Annotated in this window: 16 protein-coding genes; 14 read left to right on the top strand and 2 right to left on the bottom strand. The window is 30.4% G+C overall.

The window, feature by feature from the left end; translation table 11 throughout:
• The first annotated feature begins 87 nt into the window (after positions 1-87).
• Positions 88-1,791, top strand: a complete 1,704-nt coding sequence (locus tag G4D63_RS15370; protein ID WP_163180554.1) for a hypothetical protein — start codon at positions 88-90, stop codon at positions 1,789-1,791.
• Between the two features lie 13 nt (positions 1,792-1,804).
• Positions 1,805-5,134: an AAA family ATPase gene (locus G4D63_RS15365; protein WP_163180553.1), complete on the top strand. Its 3,330-nt coding sequence runs from the start codon at positions 1,805-1,807 to the stop codon at positions 5,132-5,134.
• A gap of 460 nt (positions 5,135-5,594) precedes the next feature.
• Here G4D63_RS15365 and G4D63_RS15360 read toward each other — a convergent pair whose 3' ends face one another.
• On the bottom strand, positions 5,595-6,122 hold the full coding sequence (locus G4D63_RS15360) for a GNAT family N-acetyltransferase (protein WP_163180552.1): 528 nt from the start codon (positions 6,120-6,122) through the stop codon (positions 5,595-5,597).
• Between the two features lie 397 nt (positions 6,123-6,519).
• On the opposite strand from G4D63_RS15360, the gene G4D63_RS15355 reads away from it, so the two are divergent.
• The 9 genes from G4D63_RS15355 to G4D63_RS15315 all read left to right on the top strand — a co-directional run bounded on the left by G4D63_RS15355 (position 6,520) and on the right by G4D63_RS15315 (position 17,631).
• A complete protein-coding gene (locus G4D63_RS15355) occupies positions 6,520-7,809 on the top strand; it encodes a radical SAM protein (RefSeq protein ID WP_163180551.1) in 1,290 nt (429 codons plus the stop codon).
• A gap of 12 nt (positions 7,810-7,821) precedes the next feature.
• Positions 7,822-8,427, top strand: a complete 606-nt coding sequence (locus G4D63_RS15350; protein WP_163180550.1) for a hypothetical protein — start codon at positions 7,822-7,824, stop codon at positions 8,425-8,427.
• Positions 8,428-8,439: 12 nt separating this feature from the next.
• Positions 8,440-9,327 (top strand): hypothetical protein, encoded by an 888-nt coding sequence (locus tag G4D63_RS15345; protein WP_163180549.1) that lies wholly within the window; start codon positions 8,440-8,442, stop codon positions 9,325-9,327.
• On the top strand, positions 9,324-10,301 hold the full coding sequence (locus G4D63_RS15340; RefSeq protein WP_163180548.1) for a Gfo/Idh/MocA family protein: 978 nt from the start codon (positions 9,324-9,326) through the stop codon (positions 10,299-10,301). The genes G4D63_RS15345 and G4D63_RS15340 overlap by 4 nt, the downstream gene beginning before the upstream one ends.
• Complete coding sequence (locus G4D63_RS15335) at positions 10,298-11,533, top strand: ArgE/DapE family deacylase (protein WP_163180547.1); 1,236 nt, start codon at positions 10,298-10,300, stop codon at positions 11,531-11,533. The genes G4D63_RS15340 and G4D63_RS15335 overlap by 4 nt, the downstream gene beginning before the upstream one ends.
• Positions 11,527-13,749 carry an FAD-linked oxidase C-terminal domain-containing protein gene (locus tag G4D63_RS15330; protein ID WP_163180546.1) on the top strand — a complete coding sequence of 741 codons (2,223 nt, stop codon included), beginning with the start codon at positions 11,527-11,529 and terminating at the stop codon, positions 13,747-13,749. Before G4D63_RS15335 ends, G4D63_RS15330 begins: the two co-directional genes overlap by 7 nt.
• A 231-nt stretch (positions 13,750-13,980) precedes the next feature.
• Positions 13,981-15,132: a M20 family metallopeptidase gene (locus tag G4D63_RS15325; protein WP_163180545.1), complete on the top strand. Its 1,152-nt coding sequence runs from the start codon at positions 13,981-13,983 to the stop codon at positions 15,130-15,132.
• Entirely contained in the window at positions 15,125-15,985 is an 861-nt protein-coding gene (locus G4D63_RS15320; protein WP_163180544.1) for a hypothetical protein, read from the top strand. The genes G4D63_RS15325 and G4D63_RS15320 overlap by 8 nt, the downstream gene beginning before the upstream one ends.
• 347 nt (positions 15,986-16,332) lie before the next feature.
• Complete coding sequence (locus tag G4D63_RS15315; protein WP_163180543.1) at positions 16,333-17,631, top strand: helix-turn-helix transcriptional regulator; 1,299 nt, start codon at positions 16,333-16,335, stop codon at positions 17,629-17,631.
• 68 nt (positions 17,632-17,699) lie between these two features.
• On the opposite strand, the gene serS is transcribed toward G4D63_RS15315, so the two are convergent.
• On the bottom strand, positions 17,700-18,998 hold the full coding sequence (gene serS, locus G4D63_RS15310) for a serine--tRNA ligase (protein ID WP_163180542.1): 1,299 nt from the start codon (positions 18,996-18,998) through the stop codon (positions 17,700-17,702).
• A gap of 322 nt (positions 18,999-19,320) precedes the next feature.
• Between serS and G4D63_RS15305 the strand changes: the two genes are divergently transcribed.
• The 3 genes from G4D63_RS15305 to G4D63_RS15295 all read left to right on the top strand — a co-directional run bounded on the left by G4D63_RS15305 (position 19,321) and on the right by G4D63_RS15295 (position 25,965).
• Complete coding sequence (locus tag G4D63_RS15305) at positions 19,321-22,497, top strand: non-ribosomal peptide synthetase (protein ID WP_163180541.1); 3,177 nt, start codon at positions 19,321-19,323, stop codon at positions 22,495-22,497.
• A gap of 24 nt (positions 22,498-22,521) precedes the next feature.
• Complete coding sequence (locus tag G4D63_RS15300; RefSeq protein WP_163180540.1) at positions 22,522-23,742, top strand: MFS transporter; 1,221 nt, start codon at positions 22,522-22,524, stop codon at positions 23,740-23,742.
• A 942-nt stretch (positions 23,743-24,684) separates the two neighbouring features.
• The gene (locus tag G4D63_RS15295) at positions 24,685-25,965 is read left to right on the top strand and encodes an MFS transporter (protein WP_239585995.1); all 1,281 of its coding nucleotides are present in this window, start codon (positions 24,685-24,687) and stop codon (positions 25,963-25,965) included.
• Positions 25,966-25,967 lie beyond the last annotated feature (2 nt).

Below are 25,967 nucleotides of genomic sequence, written 5' to 3'. Positions count from 1 at the left end.
GTAAAAATTACTATTACTAATATATACTTTAGTAATTTTTGGTAGAATGTAAGTGTATATAAAAAAAATTATGGAGTGCAAAATTTAATGGTTGAATTTATTAGTGTTTCGAGTTTAGTAGGAGACTTAAATTTAAATATCACCAAAGGATCATCAAGTTCAGTGAATATATTACAGTGGCAATGTCAAGGCGAGCTAGAAGTGGATATCTATTATGGTGTTAAATTGACAAGTGAAGAGTTTATTAATAAGGCAATTGGATTTTTGGAAGTAGTAAAAGAAAAGAATCCCGATCTTGTCCTTACTCCCGAATATTCTTTTCCATATGAAGTTATAAATAGAATAATAATAGAAAAAGGATTTTGGCCAAGAAATGGGTCACTTTTTTGTTTGGGAACACAAGGAGAGAATATTGATGTTTTTAAAAATTACCTTAGTAAATGGGAAAGCAATGAAAAGATTAAAGTAATATGGGATTCTGTTTTAGAGCTAAGTGAGGAAAAGGACTTTGTAAGTCCACTATTATATCTTTTTATTAAGAATGAGACTCTTTATATTTTGCCTCAAATTAAAACCGGTAATATGTTTGATAAGTGGAAGGATTTAGAGGCAAGTCATCTTTGTATTGGTAAAAAGATTTTTGTTTTTGACGATGAGAACTCTTCTAATAAATTTTTATCAATTATATGTGCTGATGTTATGCATATAAAAGCAGAACATATTCTTGATAAAGTATCTGGTAATCTAACAATATTTCATCCTCAATTAAATGGAAATCCAAGGAATAATTACTTTACATCATTTAGAAGAGAGATTTTAGATGACAGAAGAAATGAAAATAGAATTATTACTCTAAATTGGGCTAGTGATACTAAAATAAAAAATTCTCCAATATTATTCGCAAAACCTTGGACAGCTTTTTATAAGAAACATAATAAAAATTTAGAAGGGGATTTTAGGAAATTAAGGCTTGAAAACCTTAAAAAAGGTTTATATTTTGCCTATGACGGAATTAACGAATATTGGTATTCGGATAGAAAAGAGAATATAAAGTATTATTCAATTAATAAGAGTGATACAGGCACAGCAAGAGGTCCTGCAACACACGGATATGAACCTATTTTAATAAAAGGCTTGGAATATACTAACTTGTGGGAAGATTATAAGGGACCTTTTAGAAATGATGACTTAATAGAAGAATTAAAGAATTTAGAAGATGAATATTCATTTCCAATTAACTTTTTAAGAAGTAGCCCTGATAAGAGTGATTTCTTTTTTGGTTTATGTTTTGGTCATTTTGAAGAAGGTGAAATAAAAACTAGTGATGAAGAATTAGTTTCTAGAATGATAGTAGGTTCTGATGAAGAATCAGATGATGAAAGATATGAAAAGTTGCATATGTTTTTAAAACTAGTGAGAAATTTAAAAAGTGGAAACATCCCAAATTCCCTTTCTTACTTAAAGGAGAATCATACTTTTACTGTTGATGAGGATTTTCCTGATTACGGGAAACTGATTTATAATCTGAAACCAATTAAGAATACTGAAGATGATATAAAATATCCAGAGTGTTTAGTTGTAATAACAAAAGAAACTAAAAAGAGTAAGATTAAACAAATTGTTTCTAGTTTATCAGACAAATTAAGCAAAAAATTTAGAGATCAGATAGTCGTTTATTATGAGCCTTTAGGTGAGCAGGGATATATATATTTTGATGAACACCTAAATGAAACTGGTATTAACAATCCGTCATATACTAAGAAATTTGAAGATATAACAAAAATTAAATAAGGGAGGCGATGTTTTGGATATAAATGCCTTAATTGAAAGATATGGATATTCTATTTTGAAAGATGAATTTATTAACTATGAAAATGATTTTATTAAGTTCATACAGTTTAGAAGGAATGTAGAAATAGAATTTCAGAGTATCTCTGAATATTTTCTGATTGAATTAACAGAGAGTGCAACAGAAACACTATTTGAGAAAAATAATTTAGATAAATTTAAGGATTTCCAAAGGAAGTTAATATCTGATGTATATTTTAGTTATAAAAATGATATAAGGTGGAATATTTATTTAATTCTCCTAATTAAAAATGAAAGTTTAATTAAAAATATCCCTTTAAGGGAAATTGAAAAAGATACCAATTTTGCTAGAAAGTTTGTATATAGCGAAGAGGATTTTAAGGATTTCCTCGAAGGTAAAATATATATAGATCCAAAGAGTGATATAGTCAATATTCAGAAAGATATAAGTCCTGAAAGTGTCTGGATTAAAGAACTAAACAAACATTTCCTATCCGGATGTCTTACCCAAAACTATCAGGAAAAGAATATAGATTTATTTTTAGAAACAAATGATTTTAATGATAAAGGTTTAAGTGAAATACCTATTAGTCAAATTGATGAAGATACACCTTTAATTGAGAAGATAGTCGAAGTAGATATTGGACAACTTAGCAGACCTTGTTTTACTAGTAATAAAACTATAGAAACGGGATTAGTAAATCTACTTCATGGTGCTAATGGTACCGGCAAAACATCTTTATTAGAAACTATAGAGCTTGCAATTACTGGCGAGAATAGTCGGTCTAAAATTTTTAAAGAAGATAATTCAGATGAAGTAGTAGTTTATTGTTATACAGATAAAGGGATAAAGGAGTTTAATTCAAAGAGACTAGCTTCTGAAAGTAAAAAATTCGAAAATAAATGGTACGGGACTCCTGTAGGAAGAGGAAGAACAACTTTAAACCGAAATTTCTCGTTGTTTAATTATTTTGATACAGACAAACCCTTAAGGTTTGCATTGGAAGAGATAGATGAAGAAATGGAAAATCAATATCTTAATAGGTTTTCGCAGTTAATCTTTGGTGATCATATCATTAAAATGCAAAAGAATTGGCTACGATATAAAGAGGGTTTTGAAGAAAGGCATAAGCACTTAATCAGACAAGATATAGGAATTGAGGATAAATTAGAAGAAAAATCAATTAGAATTAATAAATTAAAAAACTTAGTTTCAATTAATCAAAGCCATTTCCAAATCTATCTAAAGAAAGTGTTTTTTAACATAAATATAATTAACATTCAAGAACCTTTAACAGAGGAAGACTTTAAAAAACTAAGTGAGATTCTCGGATATTTAGAAACTCCAATTGAAACTCTTAAAGAAATAAATAAATCCTATGTTAATCTTAATAGTGAAAAATTAAGAGAAGAATTAAATGAATTTACCAAAGGAAAAGAAGAGATTCAAGAGACAATTAATTCTTTAAATCAAGAGAAAGAAAAATACGAAAGCAACTTGAAAAAGTTGGGAAATAGCATAATACTATTAAACAATGAAAATTCAAACTATAGTAGACTATTGGATGAAATCGGAATAAGTATGGACAACTGGTCTAGTTACAGTGAAATTTTAAAATATCAAGAAAATATATTAAAGAGAGATTCAGTTATATTTGAACTATCTACTATTGAGAAAGAAATAGATTCAATAGATAAAATTAATGCTAATTGGCCAGAAATTAATAAAATAAGTGATATATCATCATATGCAATTCCTAATAATATAGAAACTTTATATGAAAATATAAATCAAACTGAAACTAAATTAAATGAAATTGAAGATAAGATAAATGCTTACAAAAAATATGTAGGGAAAGTCGCAGAATTACAGATAAAGATTAAAAACTTAGGATTAGAGTACCTTGAAAATGTAAACACAGCAGATAATTGTCCTCTTTGTGGTGTAAAGCACAAGAATCATAATTCACTAATTGATCAAATAAATGTTACGCAATTCACTGACGAGGAATCTGTAATCTCTAAATTAGAAAAGGAAAGAAGCTTATTAACAAATACCCTAATAACTTTTAAAGATGAAATGGATGATGCATTATATAAAAATAAGGTAAGAAACAACATTATTGATTGCTACATTAATGTATTTATGGTTAATCAAAATGAACCTGATATACCAGACATTAAGAATATATTCATTATGATTAATAGATTAATCAAAAATAAAGATGATTTAATTGAAAAAAAGAATAAATTGGAATTCAGTTTGAAAGATTTGGAAAGTAAGGGATATACTAAAGAGAATATAGCTAATAGTAGATTGTTCCTTAAAAGAGACAAATTTTATGGGAAATTCCAGCACCAATCTGAGATAACTAGTTTTGAAGATTATTTAGTGAGTTTAGAAAATGAGTATCAAAATCTTTTAGACCTAAATAACTCATCGTTAAGTGATTTATCTAAGAACATACAAAGTACTGAATTATCAATCTTAAATATAAAGAAAGAAATAGAACATAACCTAGAGAATAAAAAGCTTATTCTAATAAAAATAGATAACATAAGTAGTGCTATTAGCTCTTTGAATCAGATAAATAATTACTTTAATTTAGATGACTCTAATGAAATAAACAATTGGCTATATGACTTAGAAATTCTTCAAGATAACATTAATAAAGCTATTCATAATTTAAATAATTCAAACGAAATTGAAAACGAATTAAAGTCCATTCAAGAACTAAAAAAAGATCGGGTAAAAATTAAGGAAAACATTCTTAAGTGTGAAAGTACAATTGGGGTATTGAGAAGTTTGCCAAAGCACGAAGAATTTGTTCATAAGTTCATTCAAGAGAATCTCAGTAAGATAGAGTATATATTTAAATCTATTCATTCTCCAAAAGAATTTACATCGCTAGAATTTGATAGTAGTGGTATTATCGCATTAAGGGGTAATGGGAATTCTGCGAAAGCACATCAAATGAGTACCGGCCAGAGGGTTTCTTTAGCACTCTCAGTTATGTTTACTCATTTCTTAGCAGCACCAAGTGCTCCGAGATTTCTGTTATTGGATGAACCAGTTGCAAATATGGATGATCTACACTTGTTAAATTTATTAGACATAATTCGGGAATTAGCACTACGAGGAACACAAATTATATTCACAACAGCTAATCCTGATGTTGCAGGTCTTTTTAGAAGGAAGTTTAGTTTTTTTGGTAACGAATTTAAACAATTTGAGTTTTTAAGGGAAGATAGCGGACTTACTACAATAAAAGAATTGCAGTATTCTCCATATCATGAGGAGGTTGTTAGTAGTAGAATAATTTGAGTTTATTGTAGAAGGGTAGTTTATTTCTTCCTATCTCGTTGAAGTCAGATAAACACCACTATACCTTCTATCTTAGATCCTTTTCAAGTTACTTAGAGTGTAAATACACCCTAATGTAAACGATAAAAGAGAACGATTCCAATTATTCCTTTACAGTACATAGGATTAAAAGTAAAAAATGGACAGGAAATGATATCCCTGTCCATTTTTGCCTCTTAAATAACCACGGTGAACCTTATATATAAGCAAATAAGGTTTTTTTATTTTAAAGTTATAAGTTGAATTAATTTCATTATTCTAAGCCAATCTTTTAGGTTATTTAAAAGGACCCTTTGCTTTTTATAATTTAGAACAGTCGATAATTTGAAAAATATATAATTTGAGTATAGAGATAGGTGGTATCACGGACCCCTTTCTAAAGTGGTGAAGGATATTGAACGTTCTAATGCTAGAAACAAAGTTAAATTTTAGTTTGTTCCCCTTTAATAAGACCATATAACAAAATATCCTTGTATTTTCCGTGTGTATAGAATGACTCTTTTAGTGTACCTTCTTTTTGGAAATGGTGCTTCTCCGCTAATCTAATACTGTGTACATTATTTTCTGCAATTTCCAATTCAATTTTATGTAAATTCATATGATTAAAACAGATATTTATAAGCTCCTCTAGGACAAGTGAACCATAACCTAAACCAAATGAATCGGGAGTTAATAAAATGCCAACCTTACATTTTCTGTTTACATTATCAACTTGTAATATCTGTGCCATTCCAACTTTTTCGTCTTCGTGTTTTATTGTATAAAACTTATCTGATCTACTCTCAGTAAACGTTTTTAATAAGTACTTTATTGTGCTATCGGATACTGGATAGGAATATTTTAGTGTACCATACTTTGTAACTTCTTGATTATTATATAACGTATTAAGTAATGCTTCGTCTGAAGTACTAAAAGGTTCGAGTGAAAGCTTATTATTGATTTTTAACATAAACAACATACCTCCTGAGTTTTTTGTTTTAACCTCGTAAGTTCTCAATGATTGTAATTCCTTCTAACTATACATAAATTTTGTTTCCTCACCTTTCTATCTAGTAATTTGGTGATTTTTGTATAAAGTAGATTCTTTTCTACTAGATTTTTCTTTAAATATAGATGATTTTCAAAAAAAAACAATGCAAATATAGTTCCTAGACATAAATGAGTTAGCTCTGTATTTTCAATTTAATTAGAAAATAAACAGTTTTTTATAAAAAAAGACCTAGTTTTCAACAATTTTTGTCAATTACTTATGAAATTTATAACAAATATCACAATTTTTTAACAATACACTAAAAATTACATAAATATTACAATTAATCTAAATCAAATGATGAGGATGTTGTCTAATGAGTGTAGTAATAAAAGAAGTAGTGGATGCTAAGAAATGGTATGAAGAAGGAATGAATAAGTTAGACCCTAGCATTTATAAAGAGTATTTGAATTTCTTGTATGATCTAAAATCATTTTCGATTCAAGATCACCCATTTATTGATGAAATGTCAAAAGCAATTAGCTATACACCCTTTAGCCCTGAAAAAGTATTATTTATTAAACAATCGATGGATGCTGGTGAAAGTGTTAAAAGATTGGAAATTGATATTACTGATGTTTGTAACTTTAAGTGTCCAGGATGTACTTTTCAATTTAGTCAAATGGATAAACAATTACCATATGATAAATTAGAACTATTTATTGATGAGTTAAAACAAGCAGGTTACCGTGCAATTACATTAGCCGGTGGAGGAGAGCCAAGTATTTATAATTACAACGGTAAACGTCTACCTGATGTAACTGAAAAATTTCAAGAGAATGGAATTGACACTTTCTTAATTACAAATGCTTTTGCACTAGATAATGAAGACGATATTAAACGCTTGTTACTGTCGACGAAGGGAATTCGTGTTTCTTATTATAACTTTATAGCACCTGGTGAACCAGAGGATAAGAACGATACTGTATTTAAAAACATTAAAAAAATGATTAAATTAAAAGAAATATTAGGTATTGATACAGCAATCTTAGTAGGTAACTTAATCTCGTGGAATAATAAAGCAGATTATAAATTCACTATCCAACTAGCAAAAGATTTCCAAACAATTATTACTCCAAGACCTTTTATTTCTATTAAAAGAAATGCTAAGGAAGCTATCAATGGGGATACGTTGAAAATGGTTTTAGATAGAGTATTAGAAAATTATCTAAACATAAAAGAGGATATTAACCCAATAAATAGTCCAGTTGCAATACGGGAGTATTTAGAAAGAGTATTAGCCTTCCATCTTCCTCTAGTAAAACGTTGTACGGTTACAGAACTTGGTCTTGTAGGGAAAGTTAGAGCGAATGGAGATTTATATAGATGTGGACAACTATCAGCTCGATCGTATGAGTTAGAAGAGAAAGACCTAAATAAAAAAAATACATTTTATACAAACATTTATGAAAAAGGAAACTTAAATGGCCATGTTAAAGGGATAAAAGGATTAACTTCTTATAATATGTGCCCAGTATGTAGAGAAACAATTAATAATATTAGAATTAATAAATTCAATAGTATTCCTGCTTATCTAAAAGAACCTATTATGAAAGAAGTCATGAGTAGTTATAGCGGAAATAGAAATCTAGCATATTTTTGGTAAGGGGTGAAAGTAATGAATAAGGAGCAGATTTTAACAAGTTTACAGAACGAATTAGTAAAGTATGAGAATACAGAATTAGTAGAGGTTACATTTACAAACGATAGAGATGCTTACGTGATAATTTTTGATGATAAAAGCTATCCTGAATTGAATCTAAAATTATCAAGCTTCATTTATAATCATAATTTACGCGAAAGAGTAAATTATGGTCTTCATCCAGCATTTACAACAAATGCAGAAGGGGTTGATAAGGTAGTCATTTACTCACTCTCTCGAAAAAGTTGGGAGAGCGAAACATATCTTTTAGGTACACCATTTAAAGTTAATAGATATGAATATTTAATAGGTGAAAGAAAAGAAACAAAAGAACTTTATGGTGATAAACTAGATTATTTTAATGCAAATCAATATAGAAGTTTATTACATAGGCTACCATTTTGCTTTTCAAACACCGATATTGAAAAAAACTTACATATAGTTTTTAAAGAGTTAGATACGTCGCTTAAAAAAGATTCAAGTATTCTAGAAATGTATTCGCATATTTTTTCAAAGGCAGACAATCATTTTGAGGAACAATACAAAGACTCCACTCTTCGAAAAAAAGTGGATTGGGTATAAGGAGGGAGAATAATGGAACTAAATATAGTAATTAAAGAATTTGTAGAAGAATTAAAAGATAGGATCCGAACAGAACTTTGTGATGACATTAATCTTGCATTTATAACTGGTAGTTATGTAAGAAAAAAACATTTTTCTGATGAGCCGAATGTAAATATATACTTAGTTTCAAAGGAAGGGAACTTTTATAAGGCAAATTTATTGTACGCAAAAATAGTATCTGAACTGATTGGTAAGTGGAATCACGGTGTAGAAATTTTTGTGGATTTACATCCTTATGCTTACAGTAGAAGAGATACATCTAAGGTAAGGGAGCAACGTATTAGTCTAACTACCAATATGTTTGACGGAAGTGCTAAAAAAAATCGATTAAACTTGACTCAAAATATTGGGAACGGTTGGAATTATAGCTATGAGGTTATATATGGAGATGAGAAAATACTAAAAAGTCTCTTAAATGTAGTAGAAAAAAATGATAGTTGGTGGGATGAGAGAGAGTACGCTTTATTGTTATATAAATATCAACTGGAAAAATTACCACACATTTATTCATTAGAAGAAAGTCCATTAATTATTTTTAGAGAAGCGCTACACTACGCTGAAGAGGCTATTCGGGATAGTGTAAGTTTAAAGTTAGAACCCAAAGCATTAGCTGAGGGAGACGATTTAAATATTATTCATGATTGGAGGAATAAATTAATTCCTTTTTATCAGCAAAACTATCCATCTGAAGTTTTTGACCTTGTAACAAAATTCACTGAATTAAAATACTCGGAATTTAATTTTCAATGTGAAAGAGAAAATGCAATCAATTGCTATTCATGGGCAATAGTATTACTTGACGAAATGTTAAATGAATATTATCGACTAAGGGGTATTTCCAAAGGGGTTTTAGTATGAATTACAATGTCGGAATAGTAGGTTTAGGGAATTTTGGTGTAGCACATTTAGAAATATTGAGTAAGTTACGAGATGTAAATGTAATAGGTGTTTTTGACAAGAATACTATAGTTAAAGAAAAAGTAATGGGTGAGTACCCAGAAGTACGTTTTTTTCAGAGCTTGGAGGAACTATTAACAAACGAAGAAACCAATGTAATCCATGTCATCACAGATGAGAGTACGCATTATGATATTGGAAAAAAGGTACTTGAGTCCAATAAACATTTATTTATGGAAAAACCAATTACAACAAAACATGAAGATGCCCTTGAATTAAAGGCCTTGGCAGATAGTAGAAATTTAAAAATTGGCGTTGGCCATCTATTAAGACATGAAAAAAAGCATCTGGCTATTAAGGAGAGAATTCTCGAAGGTAAGATAGGAGAGGTTCGAGCAATAAGTTTAAAAAGGAACTTTAGTAAGTCAATGTTAAGCCATTATGGAAGAATTAATACATTTGTTACTTCAATGGTGCACGATATTGATTTAGTTCAGTTTTTTGCAGGTAGCCAAATTGAGAATGTTGCTGCTATTCAAGCATTGCCAGAAAGAGAATCATATTATTTTAATACAGCTTATTTACAGACAAAAAGTGGAGTTCATGCTCATATTGAGACGATCTGGTTACTCCCTGAAGAATATCCGTATGGAATGGAATATGAAGTAAATATTTTTGGTAGTAAAGGTGTATTAAAAACACGATTAAATCCAGATGTGGAAGTTTACAATGATAAAACGATTTATGAGGAATTCTTTCTTAAGGATGCACTAGTAGCTGAAATTGAAAGTTTCGTAACAACCATTGTTCAGGATAATACAGTTGCTTACCCTACAATAGATGAAGCGATTCACAATATTGCAGTTGCGGAAAGTCTAGTACAAGCAGCTAATATAGGTGTTAAGACTGTGAGGAAGGAAAGGCAATTTACGTGAATAAAAAGGAACAACTTTCCATACTTACAGACCTTATTCAATTAAAAAGTCAAGTAAACAAGGAGAATGAAGATAGTGTAGCAGCATACATTATTAAGTTTTTAAGGGGTTTTGGGATTGAACCAAGGATAATTAAAAGTAATGATAAACGGATTAATATCATTGCGAACGTTAGATTTGGGGATGGAATTCCAAAGATAATATTAAATGGACATATGGATACAAAGCCTGCTCTTCAAAGTGAAGAAGAAAGAAGAGAGTGGATAGCAGATCCTTTTAGTGCTGAGGTAATAGATGGAAAAGTTTATGGCCGAGGAGCATGTGATATGAAAGCAGGTTTAGCTGCTTTCTTGATAACGGTTAAAGAAATAATGAGCTATAATGGTCTAAAAAATGGAGAATTAGAACTTCAATTTGTTGCTGATGAGGAAATGGGAAGTTATCATGGAATGAAATATTTAACGGATGTATATAATTACGATTTCTATGCTGATTTAGCAATAGTAGCTGAACCGACTAATAACGAAATATGTAAATCTGAGTTAGGTAATCTTTGGTTAAAGTGGAAAGTGAATACGGATGGCGGACATGCAGGATTAGCTTTTAAGTATAAGAATGCAATCGATGTTATGAATGAAGTTATAGGAAACGTTAGAAAAGCTGTTCGTTCTTATCGAGAATTTCGTGTGACAACCGGGCAAGATTTTCCTTATAACGAGCTACATGATATGAATATAGGTTTTATCAACGGTGGAGTTCACCCTGGTACCGTCCCAAATTATTGTGAAGCGTTAATTGATATTCGTATCAAACCAGATGAAGATCGTAACACAATGTATGAAATAGTTACTGGTTGTTTAAGAGATATTGAAGATAAATATAAAGGTGTTGTAACTGTTGGTATCGAGACATTTAGTACAGGTGGATATCCTCCTTGTAAAAGTGATGGAAATGAATTAACAAATACATTATTTCAATTAAATCAATCTAGGTTGAAGAAAGAAACATATGGTGGTTTTTATGGTGCTTCAGATGCTTTCTATCTTATGGAATCAGGCGTAAATACTGTGATTTTTGGACCAGGAAGCTTAGAACAGGCTCACGCTATTAATGAGTATGTTTCCGAAGAACAATTTTATGATTATACAAGTCTATTAACGGAGTTCTTACTTGATGTATTTACCGACAAAACAGCGGATAGAAACCATAAAAATAGGAGTCTGCAATGTTAAAAAACTATTTAAAAGAAAATAATGTGCAATTTATTGATGAAAAGGAAAAGCTATTTATTTACGATTATGATGCATATTTAGCTAAAGGTAATGCTAGTATAGTTATTTCACCCAAAACGATGAATGAATTGTCTGGTGTTATCGATTATTTAAATAGGAATAATATGAAATATTTAATTAGAGGAGCAGGAACTAATTATTGTGGTGGGGTGCAGGCCCAACATCATGATGTGGTAGTCTCGATAGCCCAGTTAAACAAAGAAATAATCGAGCTAGATAATAATCTTTATACAATTTCTCCTAGTGTAAAGCTAGCAGAAATAAACCAAAAACTAATGGAAAAATCGTTGGTATACCCTCCTGATCCTGCTTCTCTAAGAGTTTGTACATTAGGTGGTACTATCGCCATGAACGCAGGTGGAGCAAGATGTTACATGTACGGTGTGACAGCAAATTATATTCGTGAAATTAATGTCAATACACCACAGCATGGGACTATTAACTTAGGAAGTAAACAGAGCTATGTGTTACCAAATTATCCAGTTAAGCACTTATTCATTGGTTCTGAAGGAACGTTAGGAACAGTACTAAATGCAACTGTTTCAACTCAAAAAGATAATTTGTATAAAAGTGAGTTAATAATTCAATTTCTTGATTACAAACATGCGATAAAAGCAGTTGATATCATTGTAAAAGAAGGCTTGTTAACCACTGCAATAGATATGTCGACAGACCCATTTATACCTGGAATTACTAATCAAATTGGGGCGAAATTAATTATTAGTATCGAACATGATAATGAGGAGATTGTGTTAGGAAAGTTGACTACGCTTAAAGAAGCGATGGATCAATTTGATTGTCAAATTATCAGTTATGGAACATTGCATGATATGAGGCTAGCCGTTGTTCAAGAAAATGTACAAGGTGTAATTAAACGAAGTAATAAAAAAGTTTATTTCTTGTTCGATACAGTAGTACCGAGAAGTAAGTTAGAAGAAATAATAGAGTATTTCTTCCGTCTATCTGAAGTGTTTAATTTTCCAATCCTAAATACTTATCATGCTGGAGATGGAAACATACATCCAACTATATTTTATGACCCAACTGATGAGGAAGAATATGAAAAGCTAAAGCTATTTTTACATCTAATTATTACAAAAGCAGTAAGACTAGGTGGAGCAGTAACAGGTGAACACGGGATAGGTATAGAGAAGAAAAATATTCAGTATATCCTTACAGATCCAAGGCTTAATAAGCTTTACCAAGAAATTAAACAAACGTTTGATCAAGAGAATATTATCAACGTTGGAAAACTATTAAGTGATAATGAATCGGTCGAACAATATAAAGGATTAGTTAGAGAGTATTCACTTAAATACTGCTATCCTATAGAAAAAATGGAATATAATTCTGTTAAATATAAGCCTTCAGTGGAGGATGGCGTTCTAGATATCCCAGCACAACTTTCACCGAGAGAATTATTTGATAAATTAGAAGAGGAAACTATAAGCATTCCGTACTTTCCTGTTGTTAATTCTCAATTATCGTTAAACGACTTATATAAATTAGGAATACCGAGCTTCTTGGATTCCATATATAATCTAGATCTTCTGACTAGGGCTGTAGAGTTAGAATCAGAGTTCATAGTTGGAAGAAAAACGTTAAAAAATGTGGAAGGTTATAACGTAGTTCCTCTTTATCTAGCTTTAAAAGATGCAAAAACCGTAACTTTAAAAACTGTATTTAAAGAGGAATTGAGAAATAAATATTATTTTATAAAAACTTGCTGTGCAAAAGACGAAGTACATAAATGGACGAATCACCCTAGTTTTAGAAATTTTTTAGTTGATTATTATTATACTTCTGTTGGGGAATTACTTCTTTTACTATCATGTAAAGTTGAAATACCATCTAATTTTGAAGAATACAATGTTTGGTCAGGAACTAATTTTGGTGAGTATTCAACATTCTATATTATTTCGCTAGATAGAGAGTTACAGTTCGAAGATATTCATTTTAATTCCTGGCTATATTTGAATAATGAAAAAACTTTATTAGTTTTTGATACAATTCAAGAACAAAAAATGGAGTTGTTGAAAAGAGTCTCCAGCTCAATAAGGAAAATTAATCAAAATACTAATGAATATATTTACTTGGATCAAAGATATAAAAAGCAGGTTGATATTTTGAATGATCTAAAGAGGTTGATTGAATGATATATTTAAACTGCTCAAAATGCGGATTATGTTTAAGTGATTGCCCCCCCTATCAAGCTACAGGGAATGAATTAGTTACACCTAAAGCAGTTATGTTAACCATGCTAGAGTATCCAGATAGGTTGAATAGCCTAAAACAGGAGTGTTCAAACTACTGTGAAAGTACTTGTAAGGGACTAATAAGATGTCCAATGAGTATAGAACTTAACGATTATTTGAAGGGAAATTTTAATGTATAAGCAAATCTTAAAAGAAATAGTACAAATAGATTCTCAAAATCCAGGTGGCGATAGTGAGAAAATGATTCAATATATTCGCCAATGTGCAGAAAGATTTAATTTCTCTTACGAAATTATTAGGCCGAATAGTAAGAAGAGTAATATAATTGTAAAGATAGATGGAATAAACAGGAAAAGAATAGTTATTAATGGACATGTTGATACGAAGCCATATGGGTCTTTAGATGATTGGATATATAATCCATTAGAAGCAAAAGAAATCGGTGAAAAACTTTTTGGAGTAGGTTCCTCAGATATGAAGGGTGGCGTTGCATCAATGCTAACCTTATTATTCTACATTGGAGAAAATAATATAAAGCCAAAGTGGGATCTCGAGTTCCATTTTGTAGATGATGAGGAAAATAACAGTGGTTATGGAATGAGATATTTAATTGACCATAATAAGCTAGCTAAGCATTACGATCTAGCCATTGTATGTGAGCCAACAGAGAATAGTATCGTTCTGAATTCTTTAGGTAATACATGGAAAAGAATTTCAATTAAAGGGAAGCAAGCACATGCAGGACATTACTTTGAAGGTATCAGTGCTAATGAAGTCTTAGTTAAAGTATTAAGGGAACTTAAAGATAAAACAGATCTTTTGAAGTTTTATGACGATGTATTTCCGTACTTTCCTAATGTCAATATTGGTATTATAAAAGGCGGTAATCATCCTGGGACTGTCAATTATAAAAGTGAAGCAGTTATTGATATAAGAGTCAGTCAGGAAGAAGATAAAGAGCTCATATTGAATATTTTGAAAGAACTTTTAAACAGAACGAACGTTTCTTATGAAATAGAGAATTATCTTCCTAGTATGTATTCTTGGAAATATAATAATTTGAAAACTGATTTCTCCGAGTTATTAGTTAATAGATTAAAAGAGGACTTTTATAAGGTTTCAAATGAGGAAATGAAATCTAATTTATTCTTTGGGGGTTCAGATGCAGGGCATTATGCAGCCAAATTAAATACACCAGTGTTTATTTTTGGCCCTGGAAGTCTAAAACAAGCACATCAACCAAATGAGTGGATCAATTTGGATGAGGTAAAAACTCACTTTGAATGTCTAAAAAAACTATTATTAGAGGATGAAAATGACTGACAATGTTCTTGTGATAGGAAATGGGGAAATGGGTAAAAAATACCAAGAAATACTTAGAAGGAATGACGTTTCATATATTTATGTAACCTCTGAAATCGAATTCGTTAAAAAGTTAGATGAATGTACTTCCGTCATTATAGCTTCGCCGTTTATATTTAATGAATTCTATATTCGAAAAACTATATTAAGTGGCAAGAAAGTATTGGTAGAAAAGCCTGCAGTCTGCTCCATGGACTCGTTATTATGTTTGGAGCAGTCTATTAGTTCGCAAACAGAGTTATTTTCAGGTCATATATTAAGGTTCTTTACTTGTTTTAACAGAGTAAAAGAATATATAAAAATCAATAATCTTAATATAATGGATGTGCAGTTTGAAAGGCTTACAAATAAGAAAAGAAAAAAATGGTGGTATGATTGTGAGAATTTCCTATTGTGGTATGAAGTGTTACACAGCTTAGATGTGTTAGATTATTTATTCTCACTTCAAGAATTTACAGTTACTAGAAGAAAATTATCTTATTGCGAAGCTTTTAATACAGAAGTATTTATCCAGGGGTCTATTAATAACATTGAGATACAAATATCTCATGATATGAATTCAAACGAAAATATGAATAGAATAACTATCACTAGTGAGACGGATCAAATTCATATTATTAATTACTCAACAATTTATGTTAATGGTAATTTATATTATCAATCAAATTTTAATGATGAATTAGACAATGCGTTACAAGAACAGACAATAGGTTTTATTAAAGAGACTGCTACAGTAAAAGCAATTTCATTTTCAAGAGTTAGAGAGGTCTTAAGTACATTAGCCAAAATTGAAAGGCCTTCTAAAAAAAAATAAAAGATTATTTTATATTAAAGGGAGATATAGCAAATGAAAAAAAGTTTTAAATTATTTATTATTGCAGCTTCAACTATTTTAGTTTTATCATTCTTATATAATAACAATTCGACAATGGTCTCTGCCTCTATCGATAATAATGGTTCCAACATTAATGAAGAACACCCTGATTACGATTGATTAATTAGGAAAATACAAAAACTCAAGTTTCTAAGAGAAACTTGAGTTTTTTTGTTTCATAAAACCTAGAACAATATTCCCCTGTTCTTTTTGAATTATTAAAACATTATGCTAATATAAATATGTAAGTTCCATTAGGAATTTGGCGTAAGGGAGTGAAACTATTTATGAACAAAGAAATGATTGAAAACGCTGGTTCTTTCATTAAGTTTTATAGAACGAAGAAGGGCATAACACAGGAAAGTTTGTCACAAGGTATTTGTTCTATTACATATCTTAGTAAGATAGAGAATGGCAAAATTACTCCTAATCAAGAAACAGTGAAATTTTTGCTAGAGCGATTAGATTTAAATACGGTAGAGTATGCGAAATTATTAGATAATATGCATACTGTTGAGGAGTTAATAACTAAAATATATGTACTAATTGAAGGTAAAAAGAATGAAGAAGTTAGAAAAATATTTAATGATATTAATCAGCAGTTAGAGTTAATTATGAATAACCCTACTCTTTTTCAGAAGTACTTATTAGTGAAACTAAGGTATCATCTAATATTTAACGAATTAAATAAAGCCCAAAAGGCAGTTGATGATATTGAGTCCATGAAAGATATGTTAACACCACTTTTAAAGCAGCATTATTATCACTTTAAAGGTTTATTAAAATGTCGCCAAAATTTATATAATGAGGGGTTGTTCCTTTTAAAGGAAGCAGAAAGCATTATGATGAACAACAATCGTAATGACTGCAACTTGTTATATCATATTGGTCTAACATATAGTCATTTGAAAATTAGCAATGTAGCTATACACTATTGTCAAAAAGCACTTCCAATATTTATAGAAAATATGAACTTTAATAAGATAATAGATTGTAAATCTATTATTGGATTAAATTATACTAGAAATATGAACTACGAAGAAGCTGAAAAAGAATTCTTAACCATTGTGAGGATATCAATGGATACTAATGATCAAGTAAACAGAGCCATAGCTTATCATAATCTTGGTTATTGTTACTCTATGAGGGAAAATCACAATAAAGCCATGGAGTATTATACTTTAAGTTTAGAATTGAAGGATTCGAAAAGTCAATCTTACTTTACAACTCTATTATATATTGTGAAGCATTTATATCGAAATGGAAAGCTGGATGAATGTAATCGTTACTTAGAACGCGCATTAAGAAATATGAGAATAAAAGATTTTTCAGGCGTTGAAATAGATTTTGTCACTCTATGGTATGAAGTAAATCTTGAAAGAAAAAATAATATACAGGAGTATATAATCCATTTAGAAAAGACAGCCGTTCCTTATTATATTTCAAAACAAAATTTTCAAGAATTAAGTAAAGCTTACCGAAGATTAGGAGAGTACTATTATAACGACCGGAAATATAAATTAGCTTGTAATTATTACGAAAGGGCTATAAAAAGCTATAATGAAGAAATAATATCACGACCATAGAATCGTGGAAATACAAGATTACAAGATATTTCCACGAGTTATAATGATTCAGTCATTTGATTAGGTTACTAACAATGTGTACTATTTTCTTTTTGCCTTAAATAATCAGTGTTATGAAGGTATTTCCTTAACGCTTTTGGTATGTATACAGAACCATCTTCTTGTTGATGAACTTCCAATAGTGGAATTAATATTCTTGGGCTTGCAATTGCAGTACAATTTAATGTGTGGAAGTACTTCAACACACCTTGGTTATCTTTATATCGGATGTTCGACCTTCTGCTTTGGAAATCCAATAAATTTGAAGCAGAATGCGTTTCACCATAACTATTTCTACTAGGCATCCAAGTCTCAATGTCGAATTTTTTGTACACTCCTTGTCCCATTTCTTTTGAACAGACTTGAACGATACGATAAGGTAACTCCAGTAATTGTAGTACTTCCTCCGCTGTTTCTGTTATTTCCACTAGTATTTTATTCGAAACATCTACATTATTTTCACATAAGACAACTTGTTCTACTTTAGAGAACTGATGAACCCTATATAATCCTTTTACGTCTCGTCCCGCAGACCCAACTTCACTTCTAAAGCAACTTGATGAACTAGCAAGTTTAATTGGCAGTGGTTGTTCAATTATTTCATTAGAATAATAGGAGATAAGAGGGACTTCTGAAGTACCAACTAAATATTTATTAGAATCATTAATATGAAATGATTGATCTTCACCAACTGGGAAGAATCCAGTATTTGTAAACATGTCTTTATTCACAATTAATGGTACCTCCATAAGGTCAAACCCTTTATTTAATAACAGATCAATCGTTAATTGTTGTACTGCTCGGTTCAACATGAATCCAGTATTTTTTAAAAAGTAGCTTCTACTACCAGCCACTTTTACTCCTCTTTCAAAATCAAAAATTCCCAGTTCTGTTCCGAGGTCCACATGGCTTTTCATCTCATAAGAAAAATGGGGAACTTCACCATAAATTTTTAGAATTCTATTATCCTCATCTGAAGTACCAATTGGTGTATCTGGGGATAAAAAGTTTGGGACTAGGAGCATTAGTTTATCAAAAGAATCTTTAATATCTTTTAATTTTAATTCTCGTTCCGTTATGTCCATATTAATTTTTCTAACGTTTTCTTTTGCTTCGTTTATTAAGTTTTGATTGTTGCTAGTTATATACGTTTTGATTTCTTTAATGTATGTATTTTTTTTAGCTCTTATTGTTTCTATTTCCTGGATTAGCCGTCTTCTTTTTACATCTACTTCTATTAATTGATCTATTGGAACATTAATTCCCTTGTGGGAAGCAATGGTTTTCAATACTTCTTTATTTTCTCGTATAACATTAATATCTAACATAAAACCCACCCCTTAGAACATTCTAATTTATCTTTGTTAGATACATCATACCTAAAAATTTTCAGGAAAAATATAAAGTTTTTATTGCCATTTTAGGTGGTTTGGAGCTTTTTTTCGGAGAAAAACACATTATTCCAACATATTTATAAAATTTGCATACATTGCCATTATTTCCTTAGATTTTTTTATGTATTTCCCGAATAATTCGCAGTATTTTTTCAATACCTTTTGTTGGAATTCAACTATATGATATTTATATCAAGTTAGGATGTAAGTGATGTAGGTATAAAACAATATTAATCATTAATAAGGAGGAAAAAACATGAATAGAAAACTATTGTTTGAGAAAATTGATAACCATGTAAAAAATCACCCAGAAAAAACTGCTGTTATATATGATAAACTTCACATTACCTATGAGCAGTTTAATGACAAAGTAAATACTGCAGCACAGCATATCCTTCAGTTAACAAAAGGAGAAAATTGCATTGTACCTATTCGTCTTAAAGACAATTTACATGCATTAATTACTATTTTTGCTATTTTGAAAGCGGGGGCAGCTTATTTACCACTCCCAAAAGAAATTACTACGAATAAATGTAAAGAGATTTTAGAGGATATTGAAACAAACTTTTATATCACTGATTTTGAAACGACAGACTTTAACAAGATCATGGTTCCCTTCAACCAACTAAGAAAACCACTTTATGAAAAAAAATGGCAAGAAAGTGTAGAGTATTCCGATGAATTTGTCAGTTACATTATATACACGTCAGGAACGACAGGAAAACCAAAAGGCTGTGTAATAGAAGATAAAAGTTTAATGCAAAGGATCACTACACTTGATACTTTGTTCCCTTTTACTAAGGATGATAACTACTTATTCTCAACTAACTATTCTTTTGATGTTTCTGTAACAGAGATTTTTGGTTGGGTACTTAAAGGAGGAACAGTTACTTTATTTCACTCTGCGTTAGAAATAAAAGATCTTCCCTCTTTTATTTACAACAATAATGTAACCCATTTGGCCTTCTCACCATCTTACTTTAGAGTACTTTTCAAAAATCAGGAGAACTATTTTAGTAAGGTTAAGTATTTACTATTGGCAGGGGAAAAATTTCCGTATGACCTTGCTAAAATGATGAATCAAATGGATTTAAATATGAATGTGATTAATGCATATGGTCCAACAGAAGCAACGATATACTCAACTTACTTTGAAATAAAAGAACTACCTGTCGAGGAGATCAGTGTTCCGATTGGAAAACCATTAACAGACGTAGAAATATTAATATGGAATAAGAATCAATCAATTGCAAAAGAAAATGAAATTGGTGAAATCTTAATTGGTGGACCAGGGTTAGCTAGAGAATATTATAAAAGAGAAGAGTTAACCCAAAAAAGCTTTGTTATGGTTGGAAATAAAAGATTTTACCGAAGTGGGGATCTTGGAAAGAGTAAGGATGGATTCATCTATTGTTTAGGTAGGAAAGATAATCAAATTAAAATAAATGGTATTAGAGTTGAGAGTGAGGAAATTGAAAACAAACTTAAAGAGTTAATGCCAATAGAAGATGCCGTCGTTCGATTAGAGGAGTTTGAAACTAAAAGCTTTTTAGTTGCTTATTTACAAACAGCAACCGGGTTAGATACTACTCCATATATAGAAGAATTACGTGGACATCTTGAATCGTATTTTATACCAAAATACTTTATAGCAGTTAGGGAATTTCCATTAAATAAAAATAATAAAATAGATTTTCCATTATTGAGAAAAGAATTTTTAAATAAAATGAAGAAACCTAATACAGTAGAAGTAGATAACTTAGTAAATAGCGATGTAAACTCCAAATTGAAACAAATTTGGTCAGATTTATTGAAAAGTGAAATAAACGATACTGATCATTTCTATCAGATTGGCGGAGACTCTTTAGATACGATTGCACTATTATTAGAGATTGAAAAAGTGTTTGGAACTATACTGAAATATGAGGATATCATTTCTAACCCATATTTTACAGCTATGGAGAAACTAATATTAGAAAAAATTCTTGATATAGATGTAAAAAGTTTTAAAGAATATTGGCTGTCTAATTTTAATCATGAGTTGTCCTTTGAAAATAATGAAAAAGTTATTTATGTAAGTACATTAAAAGAAAAAAACTTTGTTGATAGCTTTATACAGTCCCTAGAAAATGAACAGTTAATACCTGATCGCGTTTTAGTAAATAATCAGTCGAATTTAATTGAAATAAAATATAATGTTGAACCTATGATCCCAGTAAGTGCAAAAAAATACGAGGTAGTTACTAAATTTCCTTTGTTCAGTAGGCAAGAGTTTTATTTGAGAAGAGGATATAACTCTTATCTTATTAGAGATATTTCTATTACTAACAAAAGCAATAACGATATCTTAATGGCAATTAATAAATTAATAGAAACCCAATTAATGCTAAGAGTTACAATTTCAGAAAATCAATACTTTGAAGTCAGAAATATTGAAAAATTAAGTTTCAAGAAATTCGACTACTATGATTTATCTCAGTTGGCCTTTAATTCCTTTAAACAAAAGGTAGAAAAAATAACAAATAGCAAATATGAAAGATTAAATAGTTTAGATGTATATGATAAATTTCTTTATGATATTGTCTTAATAAAAGAAAATAATAATAGACATCGCGTGATCTTTTTCTTAAATCATCATATTGCAGATGCCTTTTCATTAAATGTCTTAGAAAATCAATTTATTCAAATATGTAATAAGACATTGGAAGAGAAAGGGAATACAAACTACAAGACTTTTGTCGAAGAAGTAATAAATCTATGTAATGATGATACTATTGAGGTTATTAAGGAAAGTGATTATTATCAAGAGCTAAAGCATAATTTTGATAAGCTAAATCTTAATCTATTAACTAATCCTAATGCACCTCTATATGAAATTATATTGGAAAATAATCTGAAGGATAAAGAAGCGAGGGCGAACTTAGTTTTTGATAATATTTCAAAGATTATTGAGGAATCATACCAAGCACAACACCAATGTTATCAAATTCTTAAGAATTTAAACTTATATAATGGGAAAGATTATTCTACAGAGGTTGGAGATTATCATGTTAGCATTTTTGTTCCATTCCATTCTGGAAAGGAGCAAAACTTATTTAGTAAGAGTGAAGAATTATTGAAAGATATCTATATAGAAAAAAACTGGCATTTAGACTATTTGTGTTCATCAGAAAGGTACAAAGAGAATGAGGATATGAAGTTATTTCCTAATATCAAATTAAGCATTAACTACTTAGGTGAATTTACCTCGGAGGATTTAGAAAATTGGCGTGATAGCTTAGAAGTTATTCGTGAAACAACTTCAAAACTTAATTCTAAAGTACGGATTACTTGCTTTAATTTTAAGAATAAATCCTATATTTATTTCTTAAATAATGCTCAGTTAAGTAAAAAATTCGACTCTTTCATTTTAGATTCCTTGGTGGAAAGTTGATTAATGATGAAAAGAGGAGTATAAATGTCAAAAGAAAAGTTATATTTAAATAAAAATTTTATACTGTTAACAATGGGAAACATAACAACGAAATTGGGCACCAAGATTTATGAAATAATTTTAGCGTGGTGGCTAGTTCAAAAGACGGGAAGTGCAGCTACCTTTGGGGTTATAATGGCATCAAGTTTAATCTCTGTTGTTATTTGTAATATATTTAGTGGAGTTATCATTGACCGCTTTAATAAGAAATTTATACTAATTTTATCTGATTTAATTAGTGCTGTTGTATGTATATTCGTTGGTATTGTTGTGATGAATGATGTGTTAAATATTCCTTTATTAATGGTGGCAGCAATAATCTTAGGTGCGACTAATAGTTTGTTTTCCCCTTCAATTAAAGCGATTTTACCTGAATTGATTAATAAGAAGTTGATTGTTAGTGCAAATTCTATTACAACAGTTATCGGCCAAGTGATTACAGTTGCAGCACCTTTGATCGGAGGATTTCTTATAAGTGGTTTGGCGGTAGGGCTAGGAATAGGATTTATTATAAATGGTATTTCTTATCTGCTATCAGCAACTAGTGAAATGTTCATAAAATATAAATATGTACGTGAAAGCAAAGGTAATTTAAATGTTTTTGCTGATATTAAAGAAGGTTATTCTTATGTGTTCCAGCAAAAATGGTTGTTTCAGCTATTAATAGTTTCAGCTCTGTTCAACCTATTCATCTCAGCATATAACATTAATCTACCTTTATACTATTTAAACATATATAATGACGATGGGACATATTATAGCTTGGCATTAGGTGCCCAAGCTACTTTTGCAATATTGGCAGGATTATTAATAGCAAAAAGAAATAAAAAAGCAGCGAACCCAGCATTATTAAAACAACAGTTACTTTTTTGTGGAATTCCAATAGTACTTTTGCAATTTGTTAGTATAAGTTATTTGTCTATATTATTAGTAGGATTTTTTGCATTTTTCTTAACAACGTTTAATGTTTATTTCTTTTCTCTAGTTCAACAAGAAGTGGATAGAGATAAATCAGGTAGGGTTTTTTCATTTATTTTTATGGTTGCGTTATCTATCATGCCGTTAGGGACATTAATTTTTGGGTTGTTAAGTACTAAAATTTTTGACGTTGTTTTCATATTATCTGGTGTAGGGATAATTCTATCTACTCTTATTGTAAAAAGCTCACACATAAATCTTAATCATAACTTACAAAAAAGTATATAAAGATTATTATTAGTGTAGCTTCATTTGTTATCCACCCGCTTAGTTGTATACTGGCTCAGATGAAGGCTTATTTTAACCGTTTCCCAATCGTATATGAGAAATATTCACCTTGGCCAGTCTTCAGGGAAAAATAAGAAAAAGATGTATTGGTTCAGTGTGAAAAGAAAAAAACTGATTTTTATAAAATGTTATCTTATTTTATGGGTTTGGGTATGTTTGTTTATAAGATATTAAGAGAGGTAACCCCACTTAACCATTCTAATGTTAGTCTAAAAAGTAGACAAAGTTGTTATAAAAATAAACATAAAAAACTATAACTAGTAGTGTCTAAATGGCTAGGTTTAATGAAAAGCGCTTTTATTGATATAGTAGCATTTTACCTGCAATCATAACCATTCAAGCCATGTAGTGTGAGTGGGACAAAATAATATGTAACTATCATCTAAGCAATTTTTAGTGTTGTAATACTCTGATTAAACTGAGGGCTTTTAAAAGATTTTAAAAGGCATTGGTCACCAATGCCTTTTTTGCCTCTTAAATAACCACGGTGAACCGTACCATAAATAAAGGTAAACAATTAAGGGACTCAATGCAGTCCCTTTAAGTTTTTCCCTTAATCTGAATTTAAGTAGCAACTTCTTTCCTCATTAGAACTCAAAAGGTAATTAAGGTCATAGAATGACTCCTCAACTACAAACAAAATAACAATATATCTCCCGTAAAAAAATACAATATAAGTTAATAAATTTGATATATTTTCCAACCAATTTAAAGTAAAATTATCTTATTAAATCTCGGAGGTGTTGTTGATGTCAGTCATCACAAATAATGTTCAAACTTGTAAAGTAAATAATTTCAACATGGGGAGTGCACGTAACTAACACATAACGTTGAGATGCGTGTTTCTCCCTGTATACGAGAGGGAGAATTTGTTTGAAGAAGATGCACGCATCAACTATTTATCTAACCATGGGAGCATTGAAGGCATTTGCCAATGCCACCATGTTTACTACGTATGCTCTTTATTATGTTTCAGGTCTAGGACTTAGTCCGTTCCAGTTAGTGTTGGTTGGAACCTTTTTAGAGCTTACCATTTTACTATTAGAAATCCCAACAGGCGTAGTGGCTGATACTTATAGTAGGAGACTGTCCTTAATTATTGGAGTCTTTATTTTAGGGTTCGCCTATATGATTGAGGGATCCGTACCATTTATATCAGAAATGGTGTTTCATGGTGCATTGTCTCTGTTTGTCGGTGTGGTTATTGCAGAGGTAATAAGAGGTGTTGGCGAGACCTTTCTTAGTGGAGCAAGTCAGGCTTGGTTAGCTGATGAAGTAGGCGTTGATAAGATGGGAGAGGTCCTTTTAAAGGAATCTCAAGTCAACCAAGTTGCTGGAATCATGGGTGTAGTAGCAAGTGTGGGACTATCTACGTTAGCTCTTCATTTGCCTTTCCTAATGGGTGGAATCATGTATGTATCTCTTGGGGTACTGCTAGTATTGTTTATGCCGGAGCAAAACTTTAGTCGAGCCTCCTTGACGGAAAATTTTTCCGTTCGTGAAACGTTAACGACATTTAAAAGTGGTCTTACAGTGGTTAGAGGCACACCGATATTGGTAGGATTCCTCGTAATGAGTCTCTTTATCGGCTCAGGCTCTGAAGGCTTTGATCGCTTATGGGAAGCTCACCTAATAACGTCATTTACATTCTTAGAAATCTCTAACCTATCAGCGCCAGTTTGGTTTGGAATCATCAGTATTGTAGCAAATATCTGTTGTTTCTTTACCGCTTGGATTGCTAGAAAGACTTTAACATTTGATCAAGAATCTAAGGTAGCTAAGTATATGGCTATTTTTACGGGACTCCGTCTATTATGTATTATTAGCTTTAGTTTGGCAGGTAGCTTTGAATTTGCATTAGTGAGCTTTATTTTATTAAGCATGACGGGGACTATTACTGGACCGCTTTATGACACATGGATTAATCAAAATATTAACGGCAAGGTGAGAGCAACAGTACTATCAATGTCTAGCCAAATGAATGCATTAGGCCAAACGATTGGTGGACCAATTGTTGGTGCTGCATCTAGCAGATATTCACTTCGCTTCGGTTTGTCATTAGCAGCGTTCATTCAGTTGCCGATTTTGATTATTTACCTACATGCAATTAGGAAAAAGAAACAGATAGAAACACCAACTGAAATATCAGTTGATCCTAGTTAAAA

Origin of the sequence: Bacillus mesophilus (assembly GCF_011008845.1) — a bacterium.
GTDB classification, from domain to species: Bacteria; Bacillota; Bacilli; order Bacillales; family SA4; genus Bacillus_BS; species Bacillus_BS mesophilus.
This window is presented reverse-complemented; position numbering and strand designations above follow the sequence as displayed.

Excerpts from the sequence above, each read along its gene's own strand:
- G4D63_RS15345 (WP_163180549.1), top strand. The coding sequence starts at position 8,440 with ATGGAACTAAATATAGTAATTAAAGAATTTGTAGAAGAATTAAAAGAT.
- G4D63_RS15295 (WP_239585995.1), top strand. The coding sequence starts at position 24,685 with ATGCACGCATCAACTATTTATCTAACCATGGGAGCATTGAAGGCATTT.
- G4D63_RS15360 (WP_163180552.1), bottom strand. The coding sequence starts at position 6,122 with ATGTTAAAAATCAATAATAAGCTTTCACTCGAACCTTTTAGTACTTCA.
- G4D63_RS15350 (WP_163180550.1), top strand. The coding sequence starts at position 7,822 with ATGAATAAGGAGCAGATTTTAACAAGTTTACAGAACGAATTAGTAAAG.
- G4D63_RS15370 (WP_163180554.1), top strand. The coding sequence starts at position 88 with ATGGTTGAATTTATTAGTGTTTCGAGTTTAGTAGGAGACTTAAATTTA.
- G4D63_RS15320 (WP_163180544.1), top strand. The coding sequence starts at position 15,125 with ATGACTGACAATGTTCTTGTGATAGGAAATGGGGAAATGGGTAAAAAA.
- G4D63_RS15355 (WP_163180551.1), top strand. The coding sequence starts at position 6,520 with ATGAGTGTAGTAATAAAAGAAGTAGTGGATGCTAAGAAATGGTATGAA.
- G4D63_RS15300 (WP_163180540.1), top strand. The coding sequence starts at position 22,522 with ATGTCAAAAGAAAAGTTATATTTAAATAAAAATTTTATACTGTTAACA.
- G4D63_RS15330 (WP_163180546.1), top strand. The coding sequence starts at position 11,527 with ATGTTAAAAAACTATTTAAAAGAAAATAATGTGCAATTTATTGATGAA.
- G4D63_RS15315 (WP_163180543.1), top strand. The coding sequence starts at position 16,333 with ATGAACAAAGAAATGATTGAAAACGCTGGTTCTTTCATTAAGTTTTAT.
- G4D63_RS15305 (WP_163180541.1), top strand. The coding sequence starts at position 19,321 with ATGAATAGAAAACTATTGTTTGAGAAAATTGATAACCATGTAAAAAAT.
- G4D63_RS15325 (WP_163180545.1), top strand. The coding sequence starts at position 13,981 with ATGTATAAGCAAATCTTAAAAGAAATAGTACAAATAGATTCTCAAAAT.
- G4D63_RS15340 (WP_163180548.1), top strand. The coding sequence starts at position 9,324 with ATGAATTACAATGTCGGAATAGTAGGTTTAGGGAATTTTGGTGTAGCA.
- serS (WP_163180542.1), bottom strand. The coding sequence starts at position 18,998 with ATGTTAGATATTAATGTTATACGAGAAAATAAAGAAGTATTGAAAACC.